The organism is Bradyrhizobium sp. SZCCHNS2022 (assembly GCF_032377575.1).
Classification (GTDB): Bacteria; Pseudomonadota; Alphaproteobacteria; order Rhizobiales; family Xanthobacteraceae; genus Bradyrhizobium; species Bradyrhizobium aeschynomenes.
Map to the genome: position 1 here is coordinate 7,137,247 of NZ_JAUHHZ010000001.1, position 19,901 is coordinate 7,157,147.

A 19,901-nucleotide genomic window follows, 5' to 3' on the forward strand; every position below is an offset into this window, starting at 1 on the left:
TGGTCTCTCTCTCGGCCCGAATCATGCATTCAGGATGGCGAACAGAGCAAGGCAGCATGGCGGATTTTTCTCAGACACGATCGCTCTTCAAAATTCCTGACGGCGTCATCTATCTCGACGGCAATTCGCTGGGGGCGCTGCCGCTGGCGGTGCCCGCGCGCGTCAACAGCATGATCGAGGCGGAGTGGGGGCAGGAGCTCATCCGCGGCTGGAACAGTGCCGGGTGGATGGTGCAGCCGCGCCGGGTCGGCGATCGCATCGCGCGGCTGATCGGGGCCGCGCCCGGCACGGTCGTGATGGGCGATACGCTGTCGATCAAGGTGTATCAGGCGCTCGCCGCGGCGCTGTCGCTCAATCCCGGCCGCCGTGTGATCCTGTCCGACAGCGGCAACTTCCCGTCCGACCTCTATATGGCGCAGGGCCTGGTCCGCATGCTCGGCGACCGCGCCACGCTGAAGGTGGTCGAGCCCGAGGCGGTCGAGGCCGCGATCGACGACGGCGTCGCCGTGCTGATGCTGACCGAGGTGGACTACCGCACCGGCCGCATGCACGACATGAAGGCGCTGACGAAGAAGGCGCATGACGCCGGTGCGCTCGCGGTCTGGGACCTCGCGCATTCCGCCGGCGCCGTGCCCGTCGATCTTGCCGGCGCGGACGCGGACTTCGCGGTCGGCTGCACCTACAAATATCTCAATGGCGGGCCCGGCGCGCCGGCCTTCATCTATGTCGCGCCCCGCCATGCCGATGTCGCGCCGCCGGCGCTGTCGGGCTGGATGGGGCATGAGGCGCCGTTCGCCTTCGATCTCGATTATCGTCCGGGCGGCGGCATCGAGCGGATGCGCATCGGCACGCCGCCGATCATCGCGCTCGCCGCGCTGGATGCAGCATTGGATGCGTGGGAGGGGGTGTCGATGCAGGACGTGCGCAACGCCTCGATCGCGCTGTCCGAGCTGTTCATCGCGGAGGTCGAGAAACGCTGCCCCTCGCTGACCCTCGCGTCGCCGCGCGATGCGTCGCGCCGCGGCAGCCAGGTCTCGTTCCGCCATCCCGACGGCTATGCAATCATGCGCGCGCTGATCGCACGCGGCGTGATCGGCGACTTCCGCGCGCCCGACGCGCTGCGCTTCGGCTTCACGCCGCTCTACATCGGCGAGGCCGAGGTGCGCGGCGCCGTCGACATCCTCGAAGAGGTGCTCGCCAACAAGCTGTGGGACAGACCCGAATATCGCCAGAAGGAGCTCGTGACGTGAGCAGCGGCCCTTACGATCCCGCCACCGAAGGTGCGCGGATGAACTTCAAGGGACGGATGTCCTATGGCGACTACCTGATGCTGGATCGCCTGCTCGATGCGCAGGCGCCGCTGTCGTCGGCGCATGACGAGTTGCTCTTCATCATCCAGCACCAGACCTCCGAATTGTGGATGAAGCTCGCCATCCATGAGATCAAGGCGGCGATGGCCGCGATCGCCAAGGACGACGTGCAACCGGCGTTCAAGATGCTGGCGCGGGTGTCGCGCATCTTCGAGCAGCTCAACGGCGCTTGGGACGTGCTGCGCACGATGACGCCGAGCGAGTACACGCTGTTCCGTGACAAGCTCGGCGAGTCCTCCGGCTTCCAGTCGTTCCAGTATCGCTCGATCGAATTCCTGCTCGGCAACCGCAATCTCGCGATGCTGCGTCCGCATGCGCATCATCCCGAGCTGACGGCGGAGCTCGAGGCGATCCTGGCCAGGCCGAGCCTCTATGACGAGGCGTTGCGCCTGCTGGCGCGGCGCGGCTTCTTCATCGGCGCCGATGGTCAGCGCACCGACTGGCGCGGCACGCGCGCTGAGAGTCCCGAAGTCGCGGCGGCCTGGACCAGCGTCTATCGCGATCCGCAGCGGCATTGGGAGCTGTATGAGCTCGCCGAAAAGCTGGTCGATTTCGAGGATTATTTCCGCCGCTGGCGCTTCAACCATGTCACCACGGTGGAGCGCATCATCGGCTTCAAGACCGGCACCGGCGGCACGTCGGGCGTCAACTACCTGCGCAAGATGCTGGAGATCGTGCTGTTTCCCGAGCTCTGGAAGCTTCGCACCGGGCTGTGAGCCCGCGGGCTCTGATCATTCGATGAGGAGATCTTCATGCTCTATGCCGTCAAGGACTGGGATAACGCCTATGCCAACGGTCCGAACATCCCCGGCGGCGAGCGCTGGCCCGGTCTGTGGGTCCCGCCGGCAGAAGCGTACCGTGCCGACATGGCGGGGCAGGGCCGTGCCAAGCTCGACATCGCCTATGGTGGACACGCGCGTCAGCGCCTCGATTTGTTTCTCCCCGAGAGCACGCCGAAGGGCCTCGTCGTGTTCGTGCATGGCGGCTACTGGATGCGGCTCGACAAGAGCTTCTGGTCGCATCTGGCGCAAGGCGCCATTGCGCGCGGTCATGCGGTGGCGATGCCGTCCTATCGGCTGTGTCCCGAGGTCGGGATTGCCGACATCTCGGTCGACGTCGCGCAGGCGATCGCAAAGGCGATGGACGAGGTTGACGGCCCGGTGGCGCTGACCGGCCATTCCGCCGGCGGCCATCTTGTCAGCCGCATGATCTGCAGCGGCGCCCCGCTGCCGGCAGACCGGCAGGCCCGCATCGGCAGCGTGGTGTCGATCTCCGGCCTGCATGATCTGCGCCCTCTGCAGCGGACCGCGATGAACGACACGCTGCACATCGATGACGCCACGGCCTTGAAGGAAAGTCCGGCGCTGCTTGCACCGGTTGCAGACGCCCGTGTCACCGCCTGGGTCGGCGGCGCCGAGCGCAACGAATTCCGCCGCCAGGCCCAGCTGCTCGCCAATATCTGGACGGGACTCGGCGCATCCACGGCCTATGTCGAGGCGCCGGACCGGCACCATTTCGACGTGATCGATGATCTGGCTGACGCGGAGAGCGGACTGGTCGAGGCGTTGGTGGCTAACTAACAAGACAGCCCATCTTACGAGACCACACGGCCCGATCGGTGCAATCTCTCCCCACGCTTTGCTGGGAGAGATCGGATTCCGCAGGGATGGGAAGATGAAGGCTGCCGCAAGCATGATCACCAATGTCAGGCCCAGCGGTTACAGCCACATCGCGCCGAGGGCGCGGTGCCGATGATTGTGCCCTCGCCCCTTGTCGGAGAGGGCATGGAGATCGGTGCAACCAACTCACTTGGGTGAGGGGATTCGTTTCCGCGAGCGTCGCTTGCCGAGAGATACCCCTCACCCGAATGAGATTGCGGGCCGGCCGGCGACGCCCTCTCCGACAAGGGGCGAGGGCGCTGTATTGAGCTGCGGTGCTGAGGATGCAGTCTGTTGCGAACCTGATGATCGAGGGAGCGCACTGCCATCCAGAGGAGAGCTCGGCCGTGAGTTACCCCTCCGCGACCGCATCTCCCCAGGCGTGGAAAATCTCCGTCGCGCCGCTGTTGATGTCGCCCTCGCGCAGCACGATGCTGGGACAGGCGAACTTCATCGGCATCGTCTGCACCGGCGCCGGCACGGTCTCGAATTTCGCAGTGAGTGCGTCCATCACGTCGGCGGACAGTCGCGTGTCGGCGCCGACCACGTCGCCTTCGCTGGCGTCGATGCGAGGCTGATGGATCGCAGCGTCGAGATCCATGCCGTAATCCATCACGAAGGACAGCATCTGCGCCACGGCCGGCAGGATCCGGCGGCCGCCGGAGGCGCCCAGCGCAAGGCGTCTGCCATCGGCGGTCTGCGCCACGACTGGCGTGTAGTTGGTGAGGCAGCGCTTGCCCGGGGCGAGCGAGTTGGTCGTGCCGGGGGTCGGATCGAACCACATGATGCCGTTGTTCATCATGATGCCGCTCTGCGGTGCCTGGAACTTCGAGCCGAAGCCCGACAGCAGGGTCTGGGTCACCGCGGCCATGTTGCCGTCGCGGTCGACCACCGAATAATGCGTGGTGCAGGCGGGCGCGAGATATTCGGCGCCGAGCGCGCGCTTTCCTGCGGCGTCGCCCATGTCGTTGAGGCGTTCGCGATAGGCCGATTGCACCGCTTCGGCATAGGCGATGAACGCGCCCGCATCCGGGGTCTTCCCGGAGGCCGTCACGCTGGCCTGCATCAGCCGCAAGGCGTGTGCCAGCGTCGGGCCGGCGGTCAGCTCCGGCGTGGCGAACACGGTGCCGCCGCGATATGGGATAGCGAGCGGCTCACGAAGATGGGCCTCGAAGGCGGCGAGATCCTCCACCGAAAGCGCGCCGCCGGCGGCCTGGATGTCACGGGTGAGCGAGCGGGCGATGTCGCCCTGATAGAAGTCGCGCGCGCCGGCGTGCGCGAGATGCGCCAAGGTCGCCTTCAGTTGCTCCTGCGGCAGCCGCGTCACCGCCTTGGCGCCCCATTGCGGATTCGGTGGCAGGCCATCCTTCAGATAGGCCGCAGCGCTGCCGGGATAGCGGCGGAGGTCGGCCGCGCAGCTGGAGATCATCACGGTCGTCCACCAGTCGACCAGCAGGCCTTCGGCTGCGAGCTTCACGCTCGGCGTGACCAGGTCCTGCCACGGCAGCCTTGCGTAGCGGCGATGCGCCGCCTCCATGCCGGCGACGATGCCGGGCACGGCGATCGCGCCGGGGCCATGCAAATTGCGGTCGTCCTTGACACGGGGCCAGGGGAAGATGTCGGCGGCGACGCTGCCGTCATTCGCCAGCGGATAGTCTTCGACGCGCAAGCTGTCCGGCGCGCGCATGCCGTAGTCGATCACCTCGACGCTATTCTGCCTGGCGCGATACAGCACCATGGCGCCGCCGCCGCCGAGCCCGCTCATCCACGGCTCGAGCACGCCGAGCGCAAAGCCGGTTGCGACCACCGCATCGATGCAGTCGCCGCCAGCCGCCAGCACCTCGGCGCCGATTTCGGCCGCGCGGCGCGACTGCGCGGCGACGATGCCCCCCTTGCTGCTGACCGCCGGCTTGCGAATCTCGTGGCGATTGGAAAACTGGTTCGGCATGACACTCCCTCGATCCGCCTCATTCGTCGGCGAATTGACACCGGCTGGCGCCGCCGCACAATCGGCAACAGCGCCTGCCTCCTCAGCTCACATCGAATGACCGGCGTTGAGGAGAAATTTACCTTTCGGAACTACGGTCGTCGACAGACCAGATCGATCTCGATCAGCGCGTCATAGGCAAGGCCGGTGACGCCGACGCAGGTGCGGGCCGGCAGCCGGTCTACGGGGAAGAATGAACGGTAGGTTTCATTCATTGCCGCGTAATCCCGCTTGAATTCGGTCAGGTAAATCCGAGACATCACAATATGTTCGAGGCCGAGGTTGAGGCTTCGGATGATGTACTTCAAGTTCTTCATCACCGCCTTCGTCTGCTCCACGATGCCCTCCGGCAGCACGCCCGGCGCCTCCGGCGAATCCGGCATCTGGCCGGTGACGAACACGAAGCCGTCGGTCTCCACCGCGTGACTGAACGGTGCCACGGGCCGCGTGGCGCCGGAGATCATGTGGAACTGCATGGTGAGGGGTCCTTCTTGTGCGGGGCTAGCTAGAAATCACACTTCCGGTCGTCATTGCGAGGAGCCAACGGGTCCGCGCAAAGCGCGGCCCGATGACAGGCTCCGCGACGAAGCAATCCAGAGTCGCGCGTGACGCCCTGGATTGCTTCGCTCGCAATGACGGAGATCTGGGATCCAGTTGGGGCGCAATGAACCTCAGCGTTCAGCCTCGAACAGCCGCTTGCTCAGGATCGCGTGCACGCCCCAATTGCCGTCGACCACTTGCGTGACGCCGAAGTCCACGGCGGCCGACATCAACGCGATCGCCTCGTCCTCGCTGAGGCCTTTGACGTGCATCAGGAAGCGCCGCATCTTCCGGAACGCGTCCTTCATCGCGAGGTCGAGCGAGGATGTGTTGTAGACTTCGCTCTGGCCCTGCGCGCCGAACTCGGCGAGATAGTTCGGATGGCTGAAGCCGGTCAGCACCCAATCGGTTTCAGTCTCGATCAGCGGATAGCTGAGATCCGCAAAGGGTTGTCCGGCGAGATGGCTCTTCTTGTGCAGGATGACCTGGAAGGTGCCGGTCATCGAGCACTCGATCGCGGTGCCGCCGAGCTCGCCGTCGCCTTGCGTGGCGTGGGGATCGCCGACGGACAGCAGCGCGCCGGGGACGGCAACCGGCAGGTACACGGTCGCACCCTTGCCGAGCCGCCAATTATCGAGATTGCCGCCGAAATAGGATGGCGGAATCGAATCGACGAAGTCGACTTCGCGCGGCGCCACGGCGATGACACCGAAATGCGGCCGCAGGGGAATGCGGATGTTGTCGAGCACGCCATGGCGGCGCTTGACGCTGCCGGGCGCCACCGGCACGCCGGGATAGTCGTAGGTGGCGTGGACGATGCCGGCCGGATCGGTCTGCGGCTCCCAGCGATAGGAATACAGCGCACGCGCATGCGGCTCGGGATCGTCGGCGAAGATCTCATAGATCGTCACGGCCTCGCGCGGCGCGGGCGGCGCGATCAGCTCGTTGTAGTGATAGCCCCACCATGCCGCCACGCTGGAGCCGAACACGCGGCCTTCATGCCCACGGCTGCGGCTTCGCCGCGGCACGATGTCGAGGATGCGCACCTCGAGCACGTCGCCCGGCTGGGCGTCCTTGATCGTCACGGGGCCGGTGCAGATGTGCACGCCGAAGCCCTCGCCGGCGCCACGGCCGAACACGCTGGCGTCCATCGGTCCGGCGCCGCGGCGGTCGACGTTCTTCTTCGCCCCGGTCCAGCCGAACACGCTCTGCGCGCCGGCATCGCCTGATATCATCAGCTCCGGATCGTCCGAGGCGTGCTGCGTCAGCGTTTCGATGGTGATCGTGTCGCCGGAGGCGATCTCCAGTTGCGGCGGCAGCGAGCGGCTGAAATAGCCCCAATGCACGCGCTCGGCCGACACCGCGAGATGATGGTGATGCCGTTGTGCGTCTAGGTCGTTGGCCGGCGCCGGCAGCGCGATCTCGCTCCTGGACGAGGCGGGTGACGGTGAGGCCCGCTGCTGCGCCAGCGCGTCCTGCGGCCAGCCGCGCTGGCCGCGCGGCGCCGCCGAAATCACCGCCTGCTCGGCCTTCTGCTGCCGGAACTCGCGCGGCGACAGGCCGAAGCGGGCGCGGAAGCTGCGGCTGAAATGCGCCGAATCGCCAAAGCCGTAGCGGTAGGCGATCTCGGAGATCGAGTGGGTGGCCTCGGCCGGATTGGAGAGATCCGCCCAGGCACGCTGCAGCCGCCGTTCCCTCACGTAATGACTGAAATTGTCGCCGGCGCTCTCGAACAGCTTCTGCAGGTAGCGCTCTGAGATGCCTTCCGCCTGGGCGACGCGAGCCGGCGTCAGCTCGGCATCGTCCAGCCGGCGCTCGATGGTCTGGCAGATCCGGTGCAGGATCGCCGCCTGCGTCGCGCTGCTGCCAGCCTCGGAGGTCGGCGCGGCCTGCTGATGCGCGAGCGTCAGCACGAGATCGGCGAGGCTCTGCACCACCGTGCTCCATTCCGCATCGCTCAGGGTCTCAAGCGCGCGTGCGGTGGCCTCGATGGTGCGGCAGACCACGTCGGCGAGTCCGTTCGGCGCGATCACCTCGGGTCTTGCAAGCTTCAGTCTGCCGCTGATCCGGCCGTGCAGCGCGTCCGAGGTGACCGACAGCACGATCGCGCGCAGATCGCGCTGGAACGCGATGCTCCAGTCGCCGCCGCGCGGCAACAGCAGCAGGCACCCCGATGGCACGATGCGATGGCTGTCGCCGCTGCGGAGCACGGCGCCGTCCTCGATCGCCAGCAGCGCGATCGGGAGATCCTCATGCGCCTGCGGCACCGCCGCCACGATCTGCGCGCCTGCCGCCAGCCGTGACAGCGCGATGCCCGGCGCATGGCGGTGCGACGCCGTCGCGTGGCCGTCGTAGAACGGAGCCTTCGCAGCCGGCTGCAGCCCGACCGCGTTCAGGACATCGCGCCACGCCTCGGGGCGCTCGTCCCTCGCATAGGATTCGCTGGTGAACGGACGGAAACTCATGGCACGCCCCGGGTCTGGGAATTCGAAGCAACCCCCGTGCCAGACGGCTTTGACGGTCCGTAGTGGAATAATGCTGCTCAGGGCGCTGCTCCAAAGCTCGCGATCTTCGATGCCGCTGGAACACGAATGGCGCGTTCCCCTCTCCCTTGCGGGCTGGGGCTAGGGGAGGGGGCCCGCAGCGACATCAATCACACCGGAACACGTTCTTCCTGATCGTGCCATGCACGCCCCAATTGGCGTCGACGACCTGGGTGACGCCGAAATCGGCGCCGACGGACAGCAGCGAGATCGCCTCGTCCTCACTTAGATGATGCACCGTCATCAGGAATCGCCGTAGCTTGCGGAAGGCGTCGCGCATGGCGCGGTCGAGGCTGGAGTGGTTGGCGATCTCGGTCTGCGCGTTGGCGCCGAGCTCGGCGAGGTAGTTCGGATAGGTGAAGCCGTAGACCGACCAGGCATCACTGGTCTCCAGCAGGGGATGGGTGAGGCCTTCGAGCGAGGTGCCGCCGAGATCGTTCTTCTTGTGCAGGATGAACTCGAAGTCCCCGGTCAGCGAGGTCTCGATCGCGGTGCCGCCGAGCTCGCTGTCGCCCTGCGCGGCATGGGGGTCGCCGACCGAGAAATAGGCGCCGGGCACGGCGACGGGATAATACATCCGCGCGCCCTTGCCGATGCGCCAGTCGTCGATGTTGCCGCCGGTGTAGCTCGGCGGAATCGAGGAGACGTAGTCGGCCTCGGACGGTGCCAGACCCATGGTGCCGAAATGCAGCCGCGCCGGCACCCTCACGTTGGGCAGGATGTTCTCGCGCTTCTTGATCGTCGCATGGTCGACCGGCACGCCGGGATAGTCGATGGTCGGATGTACGATGCCGTCGGGGTCGGTCTGCGGCGTCCAGACGTAGTTGTAGACCGCCTTGGCGAACGGCTCGCCCGAGGTGTCCAGCTCGAAGATGGTGACGACCTCGCGCGGCTTCGGTTCCTCGATCAGGTCGTGGTAGTGGAAGCCCCAATTGGCGGCGGCGTTGGAGCCGAAGCATTTGCCAGCATGGCAGCCGCATTGGCTCGGCCGCGGCCGGATGTCGAGGATGCGCACCTCCAGCACGTCGCCGGGCTCGGCGCCCTCGATCGCGACCGGGCCGGTGAGCAGATGCACGCCGATGCCCTCGCCGGAGCCGCGGATGAACGGGCCCTCGGTCGGGCCGGAGCCGCGTCGCGCAACCGCTTTATGTTCCCTGGTCCATTTGAACACGCTCTCGGCGCCGGGATCGTCCTTGATCATGCGCTCGTAGTCATCGTTGGCGTGATGCGTCAACGTTTCGATCGTGGCGCGGTCGCCGGAGCGCAAGGTGAGTGCCGGCGTGACCACCTTGGAGAAGTACCCCCAATGGACGGTCTTGTTGGACACCGGCAGCAGATGGTGTTTCATGCGAGGGCCTCTTTGCTCGGAGATCGAGGAAGGTGAAAGTTCGGCAAGCGCCATGAACGGTGCAGGTCGGGCCTCATGGTTCGCAACGGCGCTGCGCGCCTCCTCACCATGAGGAGAGGGAGTAAGTGCGCCTCACCCTCGGGCCTCATCCTGAGGAGCCCGCCGCAGGCGGGCGTCTCGAAGGATGGCCACGAGCGAGCTGCCGCTCCGAACGTCGCGATCATGCCACCGCGTCCTTCGGCCGCTCGGCATCCATCACCGAGAGAAAGCGCGCGGTCAGCGGATGGCGCGGGTTGGTCAGCACCTCGTGTGCCGGTCCCTGTTCGAGGATGACGCCACCGTTGAGGAAGGCGACGCGGTCGGCGACCTCGTCCGCAAATCGGATCTGGTGCGTCGAGATGATCATGGTGAGGCCATCGTCGATGGCGAGCCGGCGGATCACCTCCAGCACCTCTCCGACCAGCTCGGGATCGAGCGCCGAGGTCGGCTCGTCCAGCAGCAGCACGCTTGGGTTCGGCGCCAGCGCACGGGCGATCGCGACGCGCTGCTGCTGGCCGCCGGAGAGATGCCGCGGCAGCGCATCGGCCCGATGCGACAGGCCGACGCGCTCCAGCAGCTCGGCCGCGCGGCGCTCGGCCTCGAAGCGGCCCATGCCGTGCACCCAGCGCAAGGGCCCTGCGACGTTCTCCTTCGCGGTCAGATGGCCGAACAGGTTGAACTGCTGGAACACCATGCCGACCCCGACATTGGCGCGCTCATTGGCGATCGCACGCGGCGACAGCTTGCGTCCCTTGTCGTCGAAGCCGAGCTTGCGGCCGCCGACGCGGATCTCGCCAGAGTCCCAGTTCTCGAGATGATTGATGCAGCGGAGCAGGGTGCTCTTGCCGGAGCCGGAGGGCCCGAGCAGCGCGATCACTTCGCCGATGCGCACGGTGAGATCGAGGCCGTCGAGGACCTTGTTGCCGTCATAGGCCTTGCGCAGGTCTTTCACCTCGACCGCGATATTGTTGCGGGCGATGGTGGCGGCGCGCCGGGCGCGGTCTTCGATCGACAGCGCCAGTGGCGGCGTCTCTTTCAATTCGGCGGGTTCGGGCGGAGCGGCCTCGATGACGGGAGCGGCCTTTTCCGCTAGCTCCAGCTTGGTCGCGAGATCGACGCGGCGCCAGGGAAGATAGTCCGCCAGCTTGCGCTGCTTCGTCGTGCGATCGAGATCGAGCAGCCACTCCAGCGCCAGCTGGATGACGCTGATCGCGCCGGTCAGGACGAGATAGAGCAGGCCGGAGGCGAAGAAGATCGAGAAGAAGTCGAAGGTGGAGGACGCCAGCTGCGTCGAACGCAAGGTCAGCTCCTGCACGGCGATGACGGACGCGAGCGAGGAATTCTTCAGCGCGCTCACCGCCTCGTTGCCGAAGGCGGGGATCATGGTGCGGATCGCCTGGGGCGCGATGATCCGGCGCATCAGCACGGATGGCGTCATGCCGAGCGCCTGGCCGGCGAGCAACTGGCCGCGATCGACGCCAAGCACGCCGGAGCGCAGCATTTCGGCAATGAACGGCGCCTCGTTGCAGGCGAGCGCGAGGCCGGCCGCCAGCACCGCCGGCAGCTTGATGCCGATATGCGGCAGCGCGTCGTAGGCGAACACCATCTGCAGGATCAGCGGCGTGCCGCGAAAGATCACGGTGTAGCCGCGCGCGATCGCCGCCAGCAGCCAGAACCGGCTGAGCTGCATCGCGGCGAGGACGAGGCCGAGGATGAGTCCGCCGATCAGTCCGAGCGCGGTGACCTGCAGGGTCAGCTCGATGCCCTGCAGCAGGTACGGCATGCTGAGATAGTGCAGGAAGAGGGACATTTGGTCGACCCGGGAGGTGCGTAGGGTGGACAAAGGCGTGAGGCGCCGTGCCCACCGCGGTGCTGCGGAAGTAAGACGGTGGGCACGCTTCGCTTTGCCCACCGTACGAATGTGGCTCACTTCGTGCGGCGTCGCCGGTGCTCACCTCGCCCCGCTTGCGGGGAGAGGTCGGATTGCATCGTCAGATGCAATCCGGGTGAGGGGGCTTCCGCACGGTCGGTGGGTGCGTGCCCCTCACCCCAACCCTCTCAGCGCGAGCGAAGCTCGTCGCGACCCCGTGAAGGACGGGGAGAGGGAACGCACCGCCGCGTGTCGACGCAGTCTTGCTCTCAGGAGACGCCTATTAGTCCGCCGTGAGAATGTCCGGCTCCTTGAAGTTGGCCGGATCGAGCTGCCACTTCTTCAGCAGCTCCTGGTGGATGCCTTCCTTTTGCACCTCGATCAGCGCGGCCATCACGGCGTCGCGGAACTTCGGCTTGTCCTTCGGCACGGCGATGCCGACCGAATAGGGGATGGTGACCGCGATCGCCTTTTCCAGCTTGTCAGGATAGGCCTTCACCGCCTGGTCGACCGTGTTGACGTCGTTGACATAGGTGTCGGCACGGCCCGCCAGGATCGCCTGGATGCAGTTGGCGTTGTTGTCGTAGAGCTGGATCGTCGGCTCAGGTTTGCCGGCTTCCTTGCATTTCGGCGCGAGATCCTGGATCAGCGGCACCTCGACATAGCCGGTGTTCTCGGCCGCGGCCGCGCCGCACATCGACAGGTTGATGCCGTTGATGCCCTTCGGATTGCCCTTGGCGACCAGCACGCCGTCGAACACCTTGGAATAGGTGATGAAGTCGGCGGCCTTGGCGCGCTCCTTGGTGGCGTAGATGTCGGAGATCACGATGTCGGCCTGACCGCTCGCCAAGGTCGTCAGCAGCGCAGCGAAGGTCACGGCCTTATAGGTCAGCTTGAAGCCCAGGCAGTCGCCGATCGCTTCGCCGAGGTCGATGTCGAAACCGACATATTTGCTCGGGTCCTTCGGGTCGATCGACTCGTAGCCCGGGGTGTGCGGATTGATGGCGTTGACGAGCGTCTTGCCCTTCCAGTCCGGGTATTTCTCCTTCAGTGCCGCGCAGCCCGCCGGTGTCGCCGCGCTCGCATCGATGGGTGCGAGCAGTGTTGCCGCCATGATGGCGCCGAGCGCGGCAAGCCACGCACGCCGCGCCCCAGTGAATAGCCTCGTCTGCATGTTGCCAGCTCCTTCGAACGATGGTGTCGCGCTGGTCCGGCGGTGCATTGGTGCCGTCGCCCCGGTCCAAGCTCGAAGGCAAGCTTAGGTGCGCGCCTGCTCTGATGACTTGTCCGTGGGCGCACGAAATATTGGATCGCGCCGGTACAAGAATTGAGCACGCGTTGCCCAAAACGACGCCGCTGCGGAGTGGGCGCTGCTCGGGGGCGATCTCCCGCGCCGTCATGAAAAATGACGATAATCAGAAATTGTTTGCCTCGCGAGACGGCCGTTTCCGACGTCCTGGCACGTTGATCATGGTACTCCGGCTGTCTTCGTCCGCGAAGGCGGACGATCCAGTACGCCGTGACGCCTCGGTGAATCTCTTCTTCCGCGGAGTACTGGATGCCCGCTTTCGCGGAGCATGACCACGGTGAGGCTGACGAGACCTCGACAGGGAAACAACCGGTTCTAAGTCTAGCGCCGAGATGGAGCGGCCAGAGTTTCACGCGTTAGGATCGTGGCACCGCATGGCGGCTCGCCCATGCACATGTGCATTGCGATAAGTCCCCTCGCGGGCTTGGCGACAGCGGAGCTGGCGACTACGATGCCGCCGCACAACCTGCCCTTTGTTTGTTGAGGTGTCTGCAATGCTGTTCCGTTTTACGGGACAACTGTCTTTCGGTCCATTCGCAGTGCGGACACTGATCGTCGTCGCCTACGCCATCATCTTCGCGCCGGTCGTCATGATCGTGATGACCAGCTTCTTCGCGCAGGAGATCGTCAGTTTCCCGCCGTCAGGGCTGTCGTTGAAGTGGTACGCGAACGCGCTGAGCAAGCCGGAATTTTTGCGCGGCCTGATGACGAGCTTTCAGGTGGCGCTGCTCGCCACCGCGATCGGCGTGCCGCTCGGCACCGCCGCGGCGCTCGCCATCGTGCGCGGCGAATTCCGCGGGCGGCAGGCGCTGTCATCGTTCCTGCTGGCGCCGCTCGCGGTGCCCGGTGTGGTCGCCGGTTCCGGCCTCTACATGTTTTACGTGCTGGCCGAGGATCTGCTCGACCGCGACATCAAGGCGACCACGGAAGGCCTAGTCGCCGCGCATACGCTGCTCGCGATCCCGTGGACCGTGCGTCTCGTCGTCGCCAGCCTGCAAGGCCTCGACCGTGCCGCCGAGGAGGCCGCCGCGAATCTCGGCGCCAGTCCGTTTACCGTGTTCCGCCGCATCACGCTGCCGATGATGCGCTCGGGCATCGTCGCGGCCGCGATGTTCTCCTTCATTCAAAGCTTTGAAAATCTCGATTTGTCGATGCTGCTGGTCGGCCCCGGACGGATCACGCTCCCTGTCGCCATGCTGAACTATCTCGAATTCCGCATCGATCCGACGCTCGCCGCCGTCGCCACCGTCCAGATCGCGCTGGTCGGCCTGCTGATGGTGATCACCGACCGCTTCGTCAAATTGTCGCGGGTGGTGTGATGGCGCAGCTCACTCTCGAGAAGCTCACCAAGCGCTTCGGCACGTCGATCGGCGTCGAGGGCCTCGATCTCTCGGTCAACCAGGGCGAACTGGTTGCGCTGCTCGGGCCCTCCGGCTGCGGCAAGACCACGACGTTGCGCATGGTCGCCGGCTTCCTGCCGCCGACCAGCGGCCGCGTGCTGTTCGACCGCGAGGACGTCACTGATCTGCCGGCCTACAAGCGCTCCACCGGCATGGTGTTCCAGTCCTACGCGCTGTTTCCGCACATGAGCGCGGCCGACAATGTCGGCTTCGGCCTGGAGATGCGCGGCCTCAACGCGGCGGAGCGCAAGACCAGGATCGAAGAGGCGCTCAAGCTGGTGCGGCTGTCGCATCTCGCCGACCGGCTGCCGCGGCAATTGTCCGGCGGCCAGCAGCAGCGCGTCGCGCTGGCGCGCGCGCTGGTGATCAATCCGCGCATCTTCCTGCTCGACGAGCCCCTGTCCAATCTCGACGCCAAGCTGCGCGCCGAGGTGCGGCTGGAGATCCGCGCGCTGCAGCAGCGGCTCGGCCTGACCACGCTGATGGTGACGCATGACCGCGAGGAGGCGCTGACCATGGCCGACCGTCTCGTCGTCATGGAGGGCGGCCGCGTCCGCCAGATCGGCACGCCGCAAGAGCTTTATGATTCGCCGGTCGATGCGTTCGTCGCCGACTTCGTCGGCCGCTGCAACATCCTGGCGGGCCGGCGCGCGAGTGCTAGTCAGTTTCGCACCAGCGGCGGGTTGCTGCTTCCGGTCGATGTCGTCAATTGCGAGCGCGACGATGCCGACGCCTTCGCGCTGCGCCCGGAACGGATTGATATCGTGCCCGGCGACTCCGGCGAGGTGCACGGCCGCGTCCAGGCGATCACCTATATGGGCGCGCAGACCGAATACGTCGTGGCTCTCGGTGACGAGACGCTGGTCGCCGTCCGGCCGACACCCGACGCCGGCGAGCCGCTGGCATCGCTCAAAACCAACGATCCGGTGTCTTTGCAGTGGGACCGCAAGGCCCCGCGGCTGGTGCCGCAAACATCGTCCTGATCATCCCAAGCGAGAGGTTCTCCCATGATTTCGCGACGTCATTTTCTCTCCGCCAGCGCCGGTGTCGCCGCGCTGGCCTCCGGCATGCCGACGGCTCGCGCCGAGGGCGGGCAGGTCGTGGTCGGCACCTGGGGCGGCGACTATGGTCAGCTGCTCTCGGATATCATCGACAAGCCGATCATGACGCCGAAGGGCTTCGAGATCGTGCAGGACGTCGGCAACGCCGACCCGCGCAAGACCAAGCTGCTCGCCGAGCGGCAGAGCCGCCGCGGCTCGATGGATGTCGCCTGCCTGTCCGACAACGATGCCTACATCGTGTCGCAGTCGGACGTGTTCGAGAAGGTCGACGCGGCGCAGGTGAAGCGGCTCGACAAGGTCTTCCCCGAGCTGAGAAGCGAGATCGCGATCCCGCACATCTATTCGGCCCAGGTCATCCTCTACAACACCAACCAGGTGAAGACGCCGCCGCAATCCTTCGCCGATCTCTGGGATCCGAAGTGGCGCGGCAAGATCGGCCTCGCCGACATCCTCTATCCCAACAACACGCTGGCGGCGGCGCTCGCCGGCGGCGGCGGCGTCAGCAATCTCGATCCGGCCGAAAAGAAGCTGATGGAATGGCGCTCGCTCGACGTGAAGATCTATCCGTCTAACGAGGCCCTGGCGGCGGCGCTGAAGTCGGAGGAGGTATGGCTGACCACGATGTGGCTCGCCCGCGGCTTCATGTGGAAGAAGTCCGGCATTCCGCTCGCCCATGTCGTGCCGAAGGAGGGGACGCCGGCGATCGTGTTCCAGGCCTCGGTGCCGAAGAACGCCAAGAACAAGGCCGGCGGCTTCGCCTATCTCGACGCGATGCTCGACGCCAAGGCGCAAGGCGGCTTCGCCGACAAGATGGGCTATGTCCCGACCGTCACCGACGCGCCGCTGCCGGAGGATCTCGCCAAGCAGGTCAGCCTCACCGAGGCGGAGCGCGCGCGGCTGCTGAAGCCGGACTATGCCTATGCCGCCGGGCGCTCGCAGCGCACGCTCGACTTCTGGAACAAGGAGTTCAAGGCCTGAGCCTTGGACAATGCGCTCCTGCGGCTTCGCCGCAGGAGTCGCGGCTGAACAGCCGATACTTTCGCAATCGGAGCTCGCGCGATGGCGCTGCTGGTCGTCCCTGCCTGTCTCTTGGTCCTGGCGCTGCTGATCGGGCCGATGATCCTGATGTTCCGGATCTCGCTCAACCAGTTCAGCCCGACCCAGCTGATGATGCAGGCGCTGTCGCCGGACAACTATATCAAGGCCGCGACCGATCCGTACTACCAGCAGATCATCCTGGCCACGCTCGGCATCGCGCTGCTGTGCACGCTGCTGACCCTGATCCTGGCGTTTCCGGCGGCCTATTGGCTGGGGCGCATGGAGAGCCGCTGGAAGAGCCTGGTCGTGATCGCGACCTTGTTTCCGCTTCTGGTCGGCAACGTCGTGCGCTCGGCCGGATGGATGGCGCTGTTCGCGCGCGACGGCCTCGTCAACACGGGCCTGCTGAAGCTCGGCCTGATCTCGGCGCCGCTGGAAATCATGTACACGACCAAGGCGGTCATCATCGGGATCATCGCGGTCGTGCTGCCCTACATGATCCTGACGCTGTCGGCCGTGATCGAGAGCATTCCGCGCGATCTCGAATACGCCGCCGCCAATCTCGGCGCGTCCGGCGCGCGCGTGTTCTGGCGGGTGATCCTGCCGCTGTCCGGCCCCGGCGTCGCCGCCGGCTCGATCCTGGTGTTCGTTTTGTGCATGAACACCTATGCAACGGCGGTGCTTCTCGGCGGCCCACGATTCAAGATGATGGCGCCCGCGGTGTACGACCAGTTCGTGCGCGGCAACAACTGGCCAATGGGCGCCGCGCTCGCCTTCATGCTGCTCGCGGTGACCATGGCGTTCACCGTGTTCGGCAGCGTGGCGTTCGCGCGGAAGTACAGGGCGGGATGAGGTGCGAAATGAGTGGGCGAAGGCCTCGCCGCGGACGCGGTGCAACCTCGCCCCGCTTGCGGGGAGAGGTCGGATGGCATCGCCAGATGCCATCCGGGTGAGGGGGTACAGGTCTCACCGCGAACACTTCCCGCGCGGCTGCCCCTCACCCCAACCCTCTCCCCGTGAAGGACGGGGAGAGGGAGCGCACCGTCTCCTTCGCTGGTAGTTCGGTATAACAAGGATAGAAACGGCATGACCGACCAAGCCACACTGCCCGGCGATGAGCTCGCCTTCATCCGGAACAAGGGCGCGGCGCCGATCGTGCCGAAGGCGACGACGCGGGATCGCGGCATCGGGCCGTTCAAGCGGCTGGCGCTGCGCAGCGCCACCGTGATCGACGGCACAGGCGCGCCGCCGATCGGCCCCGTTGATATCATCGTCGAGAACGGTCGCATCGTCAGCATCAAGAAGGTCGTCGGCTACGGCTATGCCGGCAATTCCGGCGAGCCCGCCGATCACGAGATCGACTGTCGCGGCAAATGGGTGACGCCGGGCTTCGTCGACTGCCATGCCCATGCCGGCGTCGCCTATCACTCCGCCAATGGCTGGGTGCCGCCGGTCGACTACGTCTACAAGCTCTGGCTCGCGCATGGCGTCACCACGGTGCGCGAGATGGGCTCGATGAACGGCCTGTCCTGGATGCTCGACCAGAAGCAGCGCGCCGAGAACAACACGATCGCCGCGCCGCGGCTGCTCGCCTACGCCTATTTCCCGGCCGTCAACGACATGGTCAAGACGATCTACACGCCGGAGCAGGGACGGGAGTGGCTGCGCGCGGTGAAGCAGCGTGGCGCCGACGGCATCAAGTTCTTCGGCGCGCCGCCGGCGATCATGGAAGCAGCGCTCGACGAGTGCAAGCAGATCGGCCTGCGCACCGGCTGCCATCACGCCCAGATGGCGGTGTCGCGCATGAACGCGCTGACCACGGCGAAATGGGGCCTGACCAGCGCCGAGCACTATTACGGCCTGCCGGAGGCGCTGTTCGAGGACCGGGTCATCCAGAACTTCCCGCTCGACTACAACTACACCGATGAATATTTCCGCTTCTCGGTCTCGGGCCAGATGTTCAGGCAGGGCGCCGAGCCGGGCTCCGCCAAGTGGAACGAGGTACTGGAGCAGTTCCTGGAGATCGGCTTCACCTTCGTGCCGACCTTCACGATCTACGACGCCAACCGCGATCTGATGCGGGCGCGGCAGGCCTATTGGCACAAGGAGTACACCTGGAAGTCGATGTGGGACTACTTCACGCCGCAGCGCGGCGGCCACGGCTCGTACTGGTATCGCTGGTCGACCCAGAACGAGATCGAGTGGAAGGAGAACTACCGGCTCTGGATGGCGTTCATCAACGAGTACAAGAACCGCGGCGGCCGCGTCTGCACCGGCTCGGATTCCGGCTTCATCTACCAGATCTTCGGCTTCGGCTATGTCCGTGAGCTCGAGCTGCTGCAGGAGGCCGGCTTCCATCCGCTCGAAGTGCTCCGCTCGGCGACCTCGCAAGGCGCCGCGCTGTGCGGGCTCGAAAACGAGATCGGCACCGTCGACGTCGGCATGCGCGCCGACCTGCTGGTGCACGACCACAATCCGCTGACCGACTTCAAGCTGCTCTACGGCACCGGCGCGATGCGCTTCAACGACGCCACCAACGCGGTCGAGTGGCATCGCGGCCTGAAATACACCATCAAGGACGGCATCATCTACGACACCGAGGAGCTGCTGGCCGACGTGCGCGAGCTGGTGAAGGCCAGCTGGGAGAGCGACGTGCCGGAGAAATACGCCGCTAGGGATAAAGACAAGGACGCCGCGGCGCCATGAGCGCCCCGACAATCGACTTCTTCGTCCTCACCGGCTTCCTCGGCTCCGGCAAGACGACGCTGCTGCGCGACGTGCTCAGCGCGGAGACCGCGACGGATACGGCTGTCATCGTCAACGAGGCCGGCGAGGTCGGGCTCGACGGCGTGCTGTTGCGCGAGAGTGGTGACGATGTGCCGATGGCGATGCTGTCGAACGGCTGCGTCTGCTGCCAGATCGGCAGCGATCTCGCTTTCACCATCGACCGCCTGATCATGGCGCCGCGGCCGGATGGGCTGCCGCCGTTGCGTAGGATCATCCTGGAAACGTCCGGGCTGTCGATGCCCGGCCCGGTGCTGCGCCAGCTCGCGACCCTGGCCGAGCACCGCATGCGCGTCGCCGTCGTCGCGACCTATGATCTCACCCGCGGCCTGGACGTCGCGACCTTCGAGGAAGCCGCTGCGCAATGGGCCGCGGCGCACCGCATCGTCGCGACCAAGGCGGATCTCGCGCCCGAGGCGCTCGCCGATGCGCCACTTGCGATCGCCCAGCTCAATCCGGTCGCCGAGGCCATCGCCGATGGGAATCGCGCTGCCATCGTAGCGGCGGCGTTCGCGCCGTTGTCATCAGCACCGCCACTGCGCGAACTCGCGCCCGCTCTGGCCGCCGCGCATCCGCGTCTCGCACTCTGTCTCATCCGTCCGCGCGGCGAGATGGCCTACGCCGATCTCGCCGGTTGGCTCGACAATGTCGCCGGCCGTCTCGGTGAACGCCTGCTGCGGATCAAGGGCCTCGTGAAGGTGCCCGAGGCGCCGCGGCCGCTGCTGGTCGAAAGCGTCGGCACGATGTTCTCGCCGCCACGGCAATTGAGGGCCGACAATCCGCCAGCGCCCTTCATCGTCGTGATCGCGCGCGACATCGACCGCGCCGAACTGGAGCAGGTCGAGCCGAAGGGGTTGTTCACGTTCTCCTGGCGCGAGCCCGAGAGCAGAAACGCGCCACGTGGCATTCGCGCGGAGTGGGTGACCTGAACGGCTGGTCACAGCCGCACCGCCC

The 19,901-nt window shown here is 66.2% G+C and carries 15 protein-coding genes; 9 read left to right on the top strand and 6 right to left on the bottom strand.

The window, feature by feature from the left end:
• Positions 1-56 precede the first annotated feature (56 nt).
• Genes kynU through QXZ94_RS31895 form a run of 3 tightly spaced genes read left to right on the top strand, consistent with a single transcriptional unit; the run spans position 57 to position 2,950 of the window.
• Positions 57-1,250, top strand: coding sequence for a kynureninase (gene kynU / locus QXZ94_RS31885; protein WP_315725119.1), 1,194 nt, complete (start codon positions 57-59; stop codon positions 1,248-1,250).
• Positions 1,247-2,086 carry a tryptophan 2,3-dioxygenase gene (gene kynA / locus QXZ94_RS31890; RefSeq protein WP_315725121.1) on the top strand — a complete coding sequence of 280 codons (840 nt, stop codon included), beginning with the start codon at positions 1,247-1,249 and terminating at the stop codon, positions 2,084-2,086. Before kynU ends, kynA begins: the two co-directional genes overlap by 4 nt.
• A gap of 36 nt (positions 2,087-2,122) precedes the next feature.
• Complete coding sequence (locus QXZ94_RS31895) at positions 2,123-2,950, top strand: alpha/beta hydrolase (RefSeq protein WP_315725123.1); 828 nt, start codon at positions 2,123-2,125, stop codon at positions 2,948-2,950.
• A gap of 430 nt (positions 2,951-3,380) precedes the next feature.
• Here the strand turns inward: QXZ94_RS31895 and QXZ94_RS31900 are convergent, their stop codons facing one another.
• From QXZ94_RS31900 to QXZ94_RS31925, 6 genes are all read right to left on the bottom strand, one after another.
• Complete coding sequence (locus QXZ94_RS31900; protein ID WP_315725125.1) at positions 3,381-4,976, bottom strand: gamma-glutamyltransferase family protein; 1,596 nt, start codon at positions 4,974-4,976, stop codon at positions 3,381-3,383.
• A 131-nt stretch (positions 4,977-5,107) separates the two neighbouring features.
• Positions 5,108-5,491, bottom strand: a complete 384-nt coding sequence (locus tag QXZ94_RS31905; protein ID WP_315725127.1) for a RidA family protein — start codon at positions 5,489-5,491, stop codon at positions 5,108-5,110.
• A gap of 195 nt (positions 5,492-5,686) precedes the next feature.
• Entirely contained in the window at positions 5,687-8,020 is a 2,334-nt protein-coding gene (locus tag QXZ94_RS31910; RefSeq protein WP_315725129.1) for an acetamidase/formamidase family protein, read from the bottom strand.
• A gap of 184 nt (positions 8,021-8,204) precedes the next feature.
• A complete protein-coding gene (locus QXZ94_RS31915) occupies positions 8,205-9,446 on the bottom strand; it encodes an acetamidase/formamidase family protein (protein ID WP_315725131.1) in 1,242 nt (413 codons plus the stop codon).
• A 220-nt stretch (positions 9,447-9,666) separates the two neighbouring features.
• Positions 9,667-11,295 carry an amino acid ABC transporter permease/ATP-binding protein gene (locus tag QXZ94_RS31920; RefSeq protein ID WP_315725133.1) on the bottom strand — a complete coding sequence of 543 codons (1,629 nt, stop codon included), beginning with the start codon at positions 11,293-11,295 and terminating at the stop codon, positions 9,667-9,669.
• A gap of 343 nt (positions 11,296-11,638) precedes the next feature.
• A complete protein-coding gene (locus QXZ94_RS31925) occupies positions 11,639-12,529 on the bottom strand; it encodes an ABC transporter substrate-binding protein (RefSeq protein ID WP_315725135.1) in 891 nt (296 codons plus the stop codon).
• Positions 12,530-13,158: 629 nt separating this feature from the next.
• Between QXZ94_RS31925 and QXZ94_RS31930 the strand changes: the two genes are divergently transcribed.
• From QXZ94_RS31930 to QXZ94_RS31955, 6 genes are all read left to right on the top strand, one after another.
• Complete coding sequence (locus QXZ94_RS31930) at positions 13,159-13,983, top strand: ABC transporter permease (protein WP_315725137.1); 825 nt, start codon at positions 13,159-13,161, stop codon at positions 13,981-13,983.
• Positions 13,983-15,047: an ABC transporter ATP-binding protein gene (locus tag QXZ94_RS31935; protein WP_315725139.1), complete on the top strand. Its 1,065-nt coding sequence runs from the start codon at positions 13,983-13,985 to the stop codon at positions 15,045-15,047. Before QXZ94_RS31930 ends, QXZ94_RS31935 begins: the two co-directional genes overlap by 1 nt.
• A gap of 24 nt (positions 15,048-15,071) precedes the next feature.
• Positions 15,072-16,103, top strand: coding sequence for a PotD/PotF family extracellular solute-binding protein (locus QXZ94_RS31940; RefSeq protein ID WP_315725141.1), 1,032 nt, complete (start codon positions 15,072-15,074; stop codon positions 16,101-16,103).
• Positions 16,104-16,184: 81 nt separating this feature from the next.
• The gene (locus tag QXZ94_RS31945) at positions 16,185-17,015 is read left to right on the top strand and encodes an ABC transporter permease (RefSeq protein WP_315725143.1); all 831 of its coding nucleotides are present in this window, start codon (positions 16,185-16,187) and stop codon (positions 17,013-17,015) included.
• Between the two features lie 234 nt (positions 17,016-17,249).
• The gene (locus QXZ94_RS31950) at positions 17,250-18,869 is read left to right on the top strand and encodes an amidohydrolase family protein (RefSeq protein ID WP_315725145.1); all 1,620 of its coding nucleotides are present in this window, start codon (positions 17,250-17,252) and stop codon (positions 18,867-18,869) included.
• On the top strand, positions 18,866-19,876 hold the full coding sequence (locus QXZ94_RS31955; RefSeq protein WP_315725148.1) for a CobW family GTP-binding protein: 1,011 nt from the start codon (positions 18,866-18,868) through the stop codon (positions 19,874-19,876). The genes QXZ94_RS31950 and QXZ94_RS31955 overlap by 4 nt, the downstream gene beginning before the upstream one ends.
• The last annotated feature ends 25 nt before the right edge of the window (positions 19,877-19,901 follow it).

Excerpts from the sequence above, each read along its gene's own strand:
- QXZ94_RS31950 (WP_315725145.1), top strand. The coding sequence starts at position 17,250 with ATGACCGACCAAGCCACACTGCCCGGCGATGAGCTCGCCTTCATCCGG.
- QXZ94_RS31940 (WP_315725141.1), top strand. The coding sequence starts at position 15,072 with ATGATTTCGCGACGTCATTTTCTCTCCGCCAGCGCCGGTGTCGCCGCG.
- QXZ94_RS31955 (WP_315725148.1), top strand. The coding sequence starts at position 18,866 with ATGAGCGCCCCGACAATCGACTTCTTCGTCCTCACCGGCTTCCTCGGC.
- QXZ94_RS31930 (WP_315725137.1), top strand. The coding sequence starts at position 13,159 with ATGCTGTTCCGTTTTACGGGACAACTGTCTTTCGGTCCATTCGCAGTG.
- QXZ94_RS31900 (WP_315725125.1), bottom strand. The coding sequence starts at position 4,976 with ATGCCGAACCAGTTTTCCAATCGCCACGAGATTCGCAAGCCGGCGGTC.
- QXZ94_RS31945 (WP_315725143.1), top strand. The coding sequence starts at position 16,185 with ATGGCGCTGCTGGTCGTCCCTGCCTGTCTCTTGGTCCTGGCGCTGCTG.
- QXZ94_RS31935 (WP_315725139.1), top strand. The coding sequence starts at position 13,983 with ATGGCGCAGCTCACTCTCGAGAAGCTCACCAAGCGCTTCGGCACGTCG.
- QXZ94_RS31895 (WP_315725123.1), top strand. The coding sequence starts at position 2,123 with ATGCTCTATGCCGTCAAGGACTGGGATAACGCCTATGCCAACGGTCCG.
- QXZ94_RS31925 (WP_315725135.1), bottom strand. The coding sequence starts at position 12,529 with ATGCAGACGAGGCTATTCACTGGGGCGCGGCGTGCGTGGCTTGCCGCG.
- QXZ94_RS31910 (WP_315725129.1), bottom strand. The coding sequence starts at position 8,020 with ATGAGTTTCCGTCCGTTCACCAGCGAATCCTATGCGAGGGACGAGCGC.
- QXZ94_RS31905 (WP_315725127.1), bottom strand. The coding sequence starts at position 5,491 with ATGCAGTTCCACATGATCTCCGGCGCCACGCGGCCCGTGGCACCGTTC.
- kynU (WP_315725119.1), top strand. The coding sequence starts at position 57 with ATGGCGGATTTTTCTCAGACACGATCGCTCTTCAAAATTCCTGACGGC.
- QXZ94_RS31920 (WP_315725133.1), bottom strand. The coding sequence starts at position 11,295 with ATGTCCCTCTTCCTGCACTATCTCAGCATGCCGTACCTGCTGCAGGGC.
- QXZ94_RS31915 (WP_315725131.1), bottom strand. The coding sequence starts at position 9,446 with ATGAAACACCATCTGCTGCCGGTGTCCAACAAGACCGTCCATTGGGGG.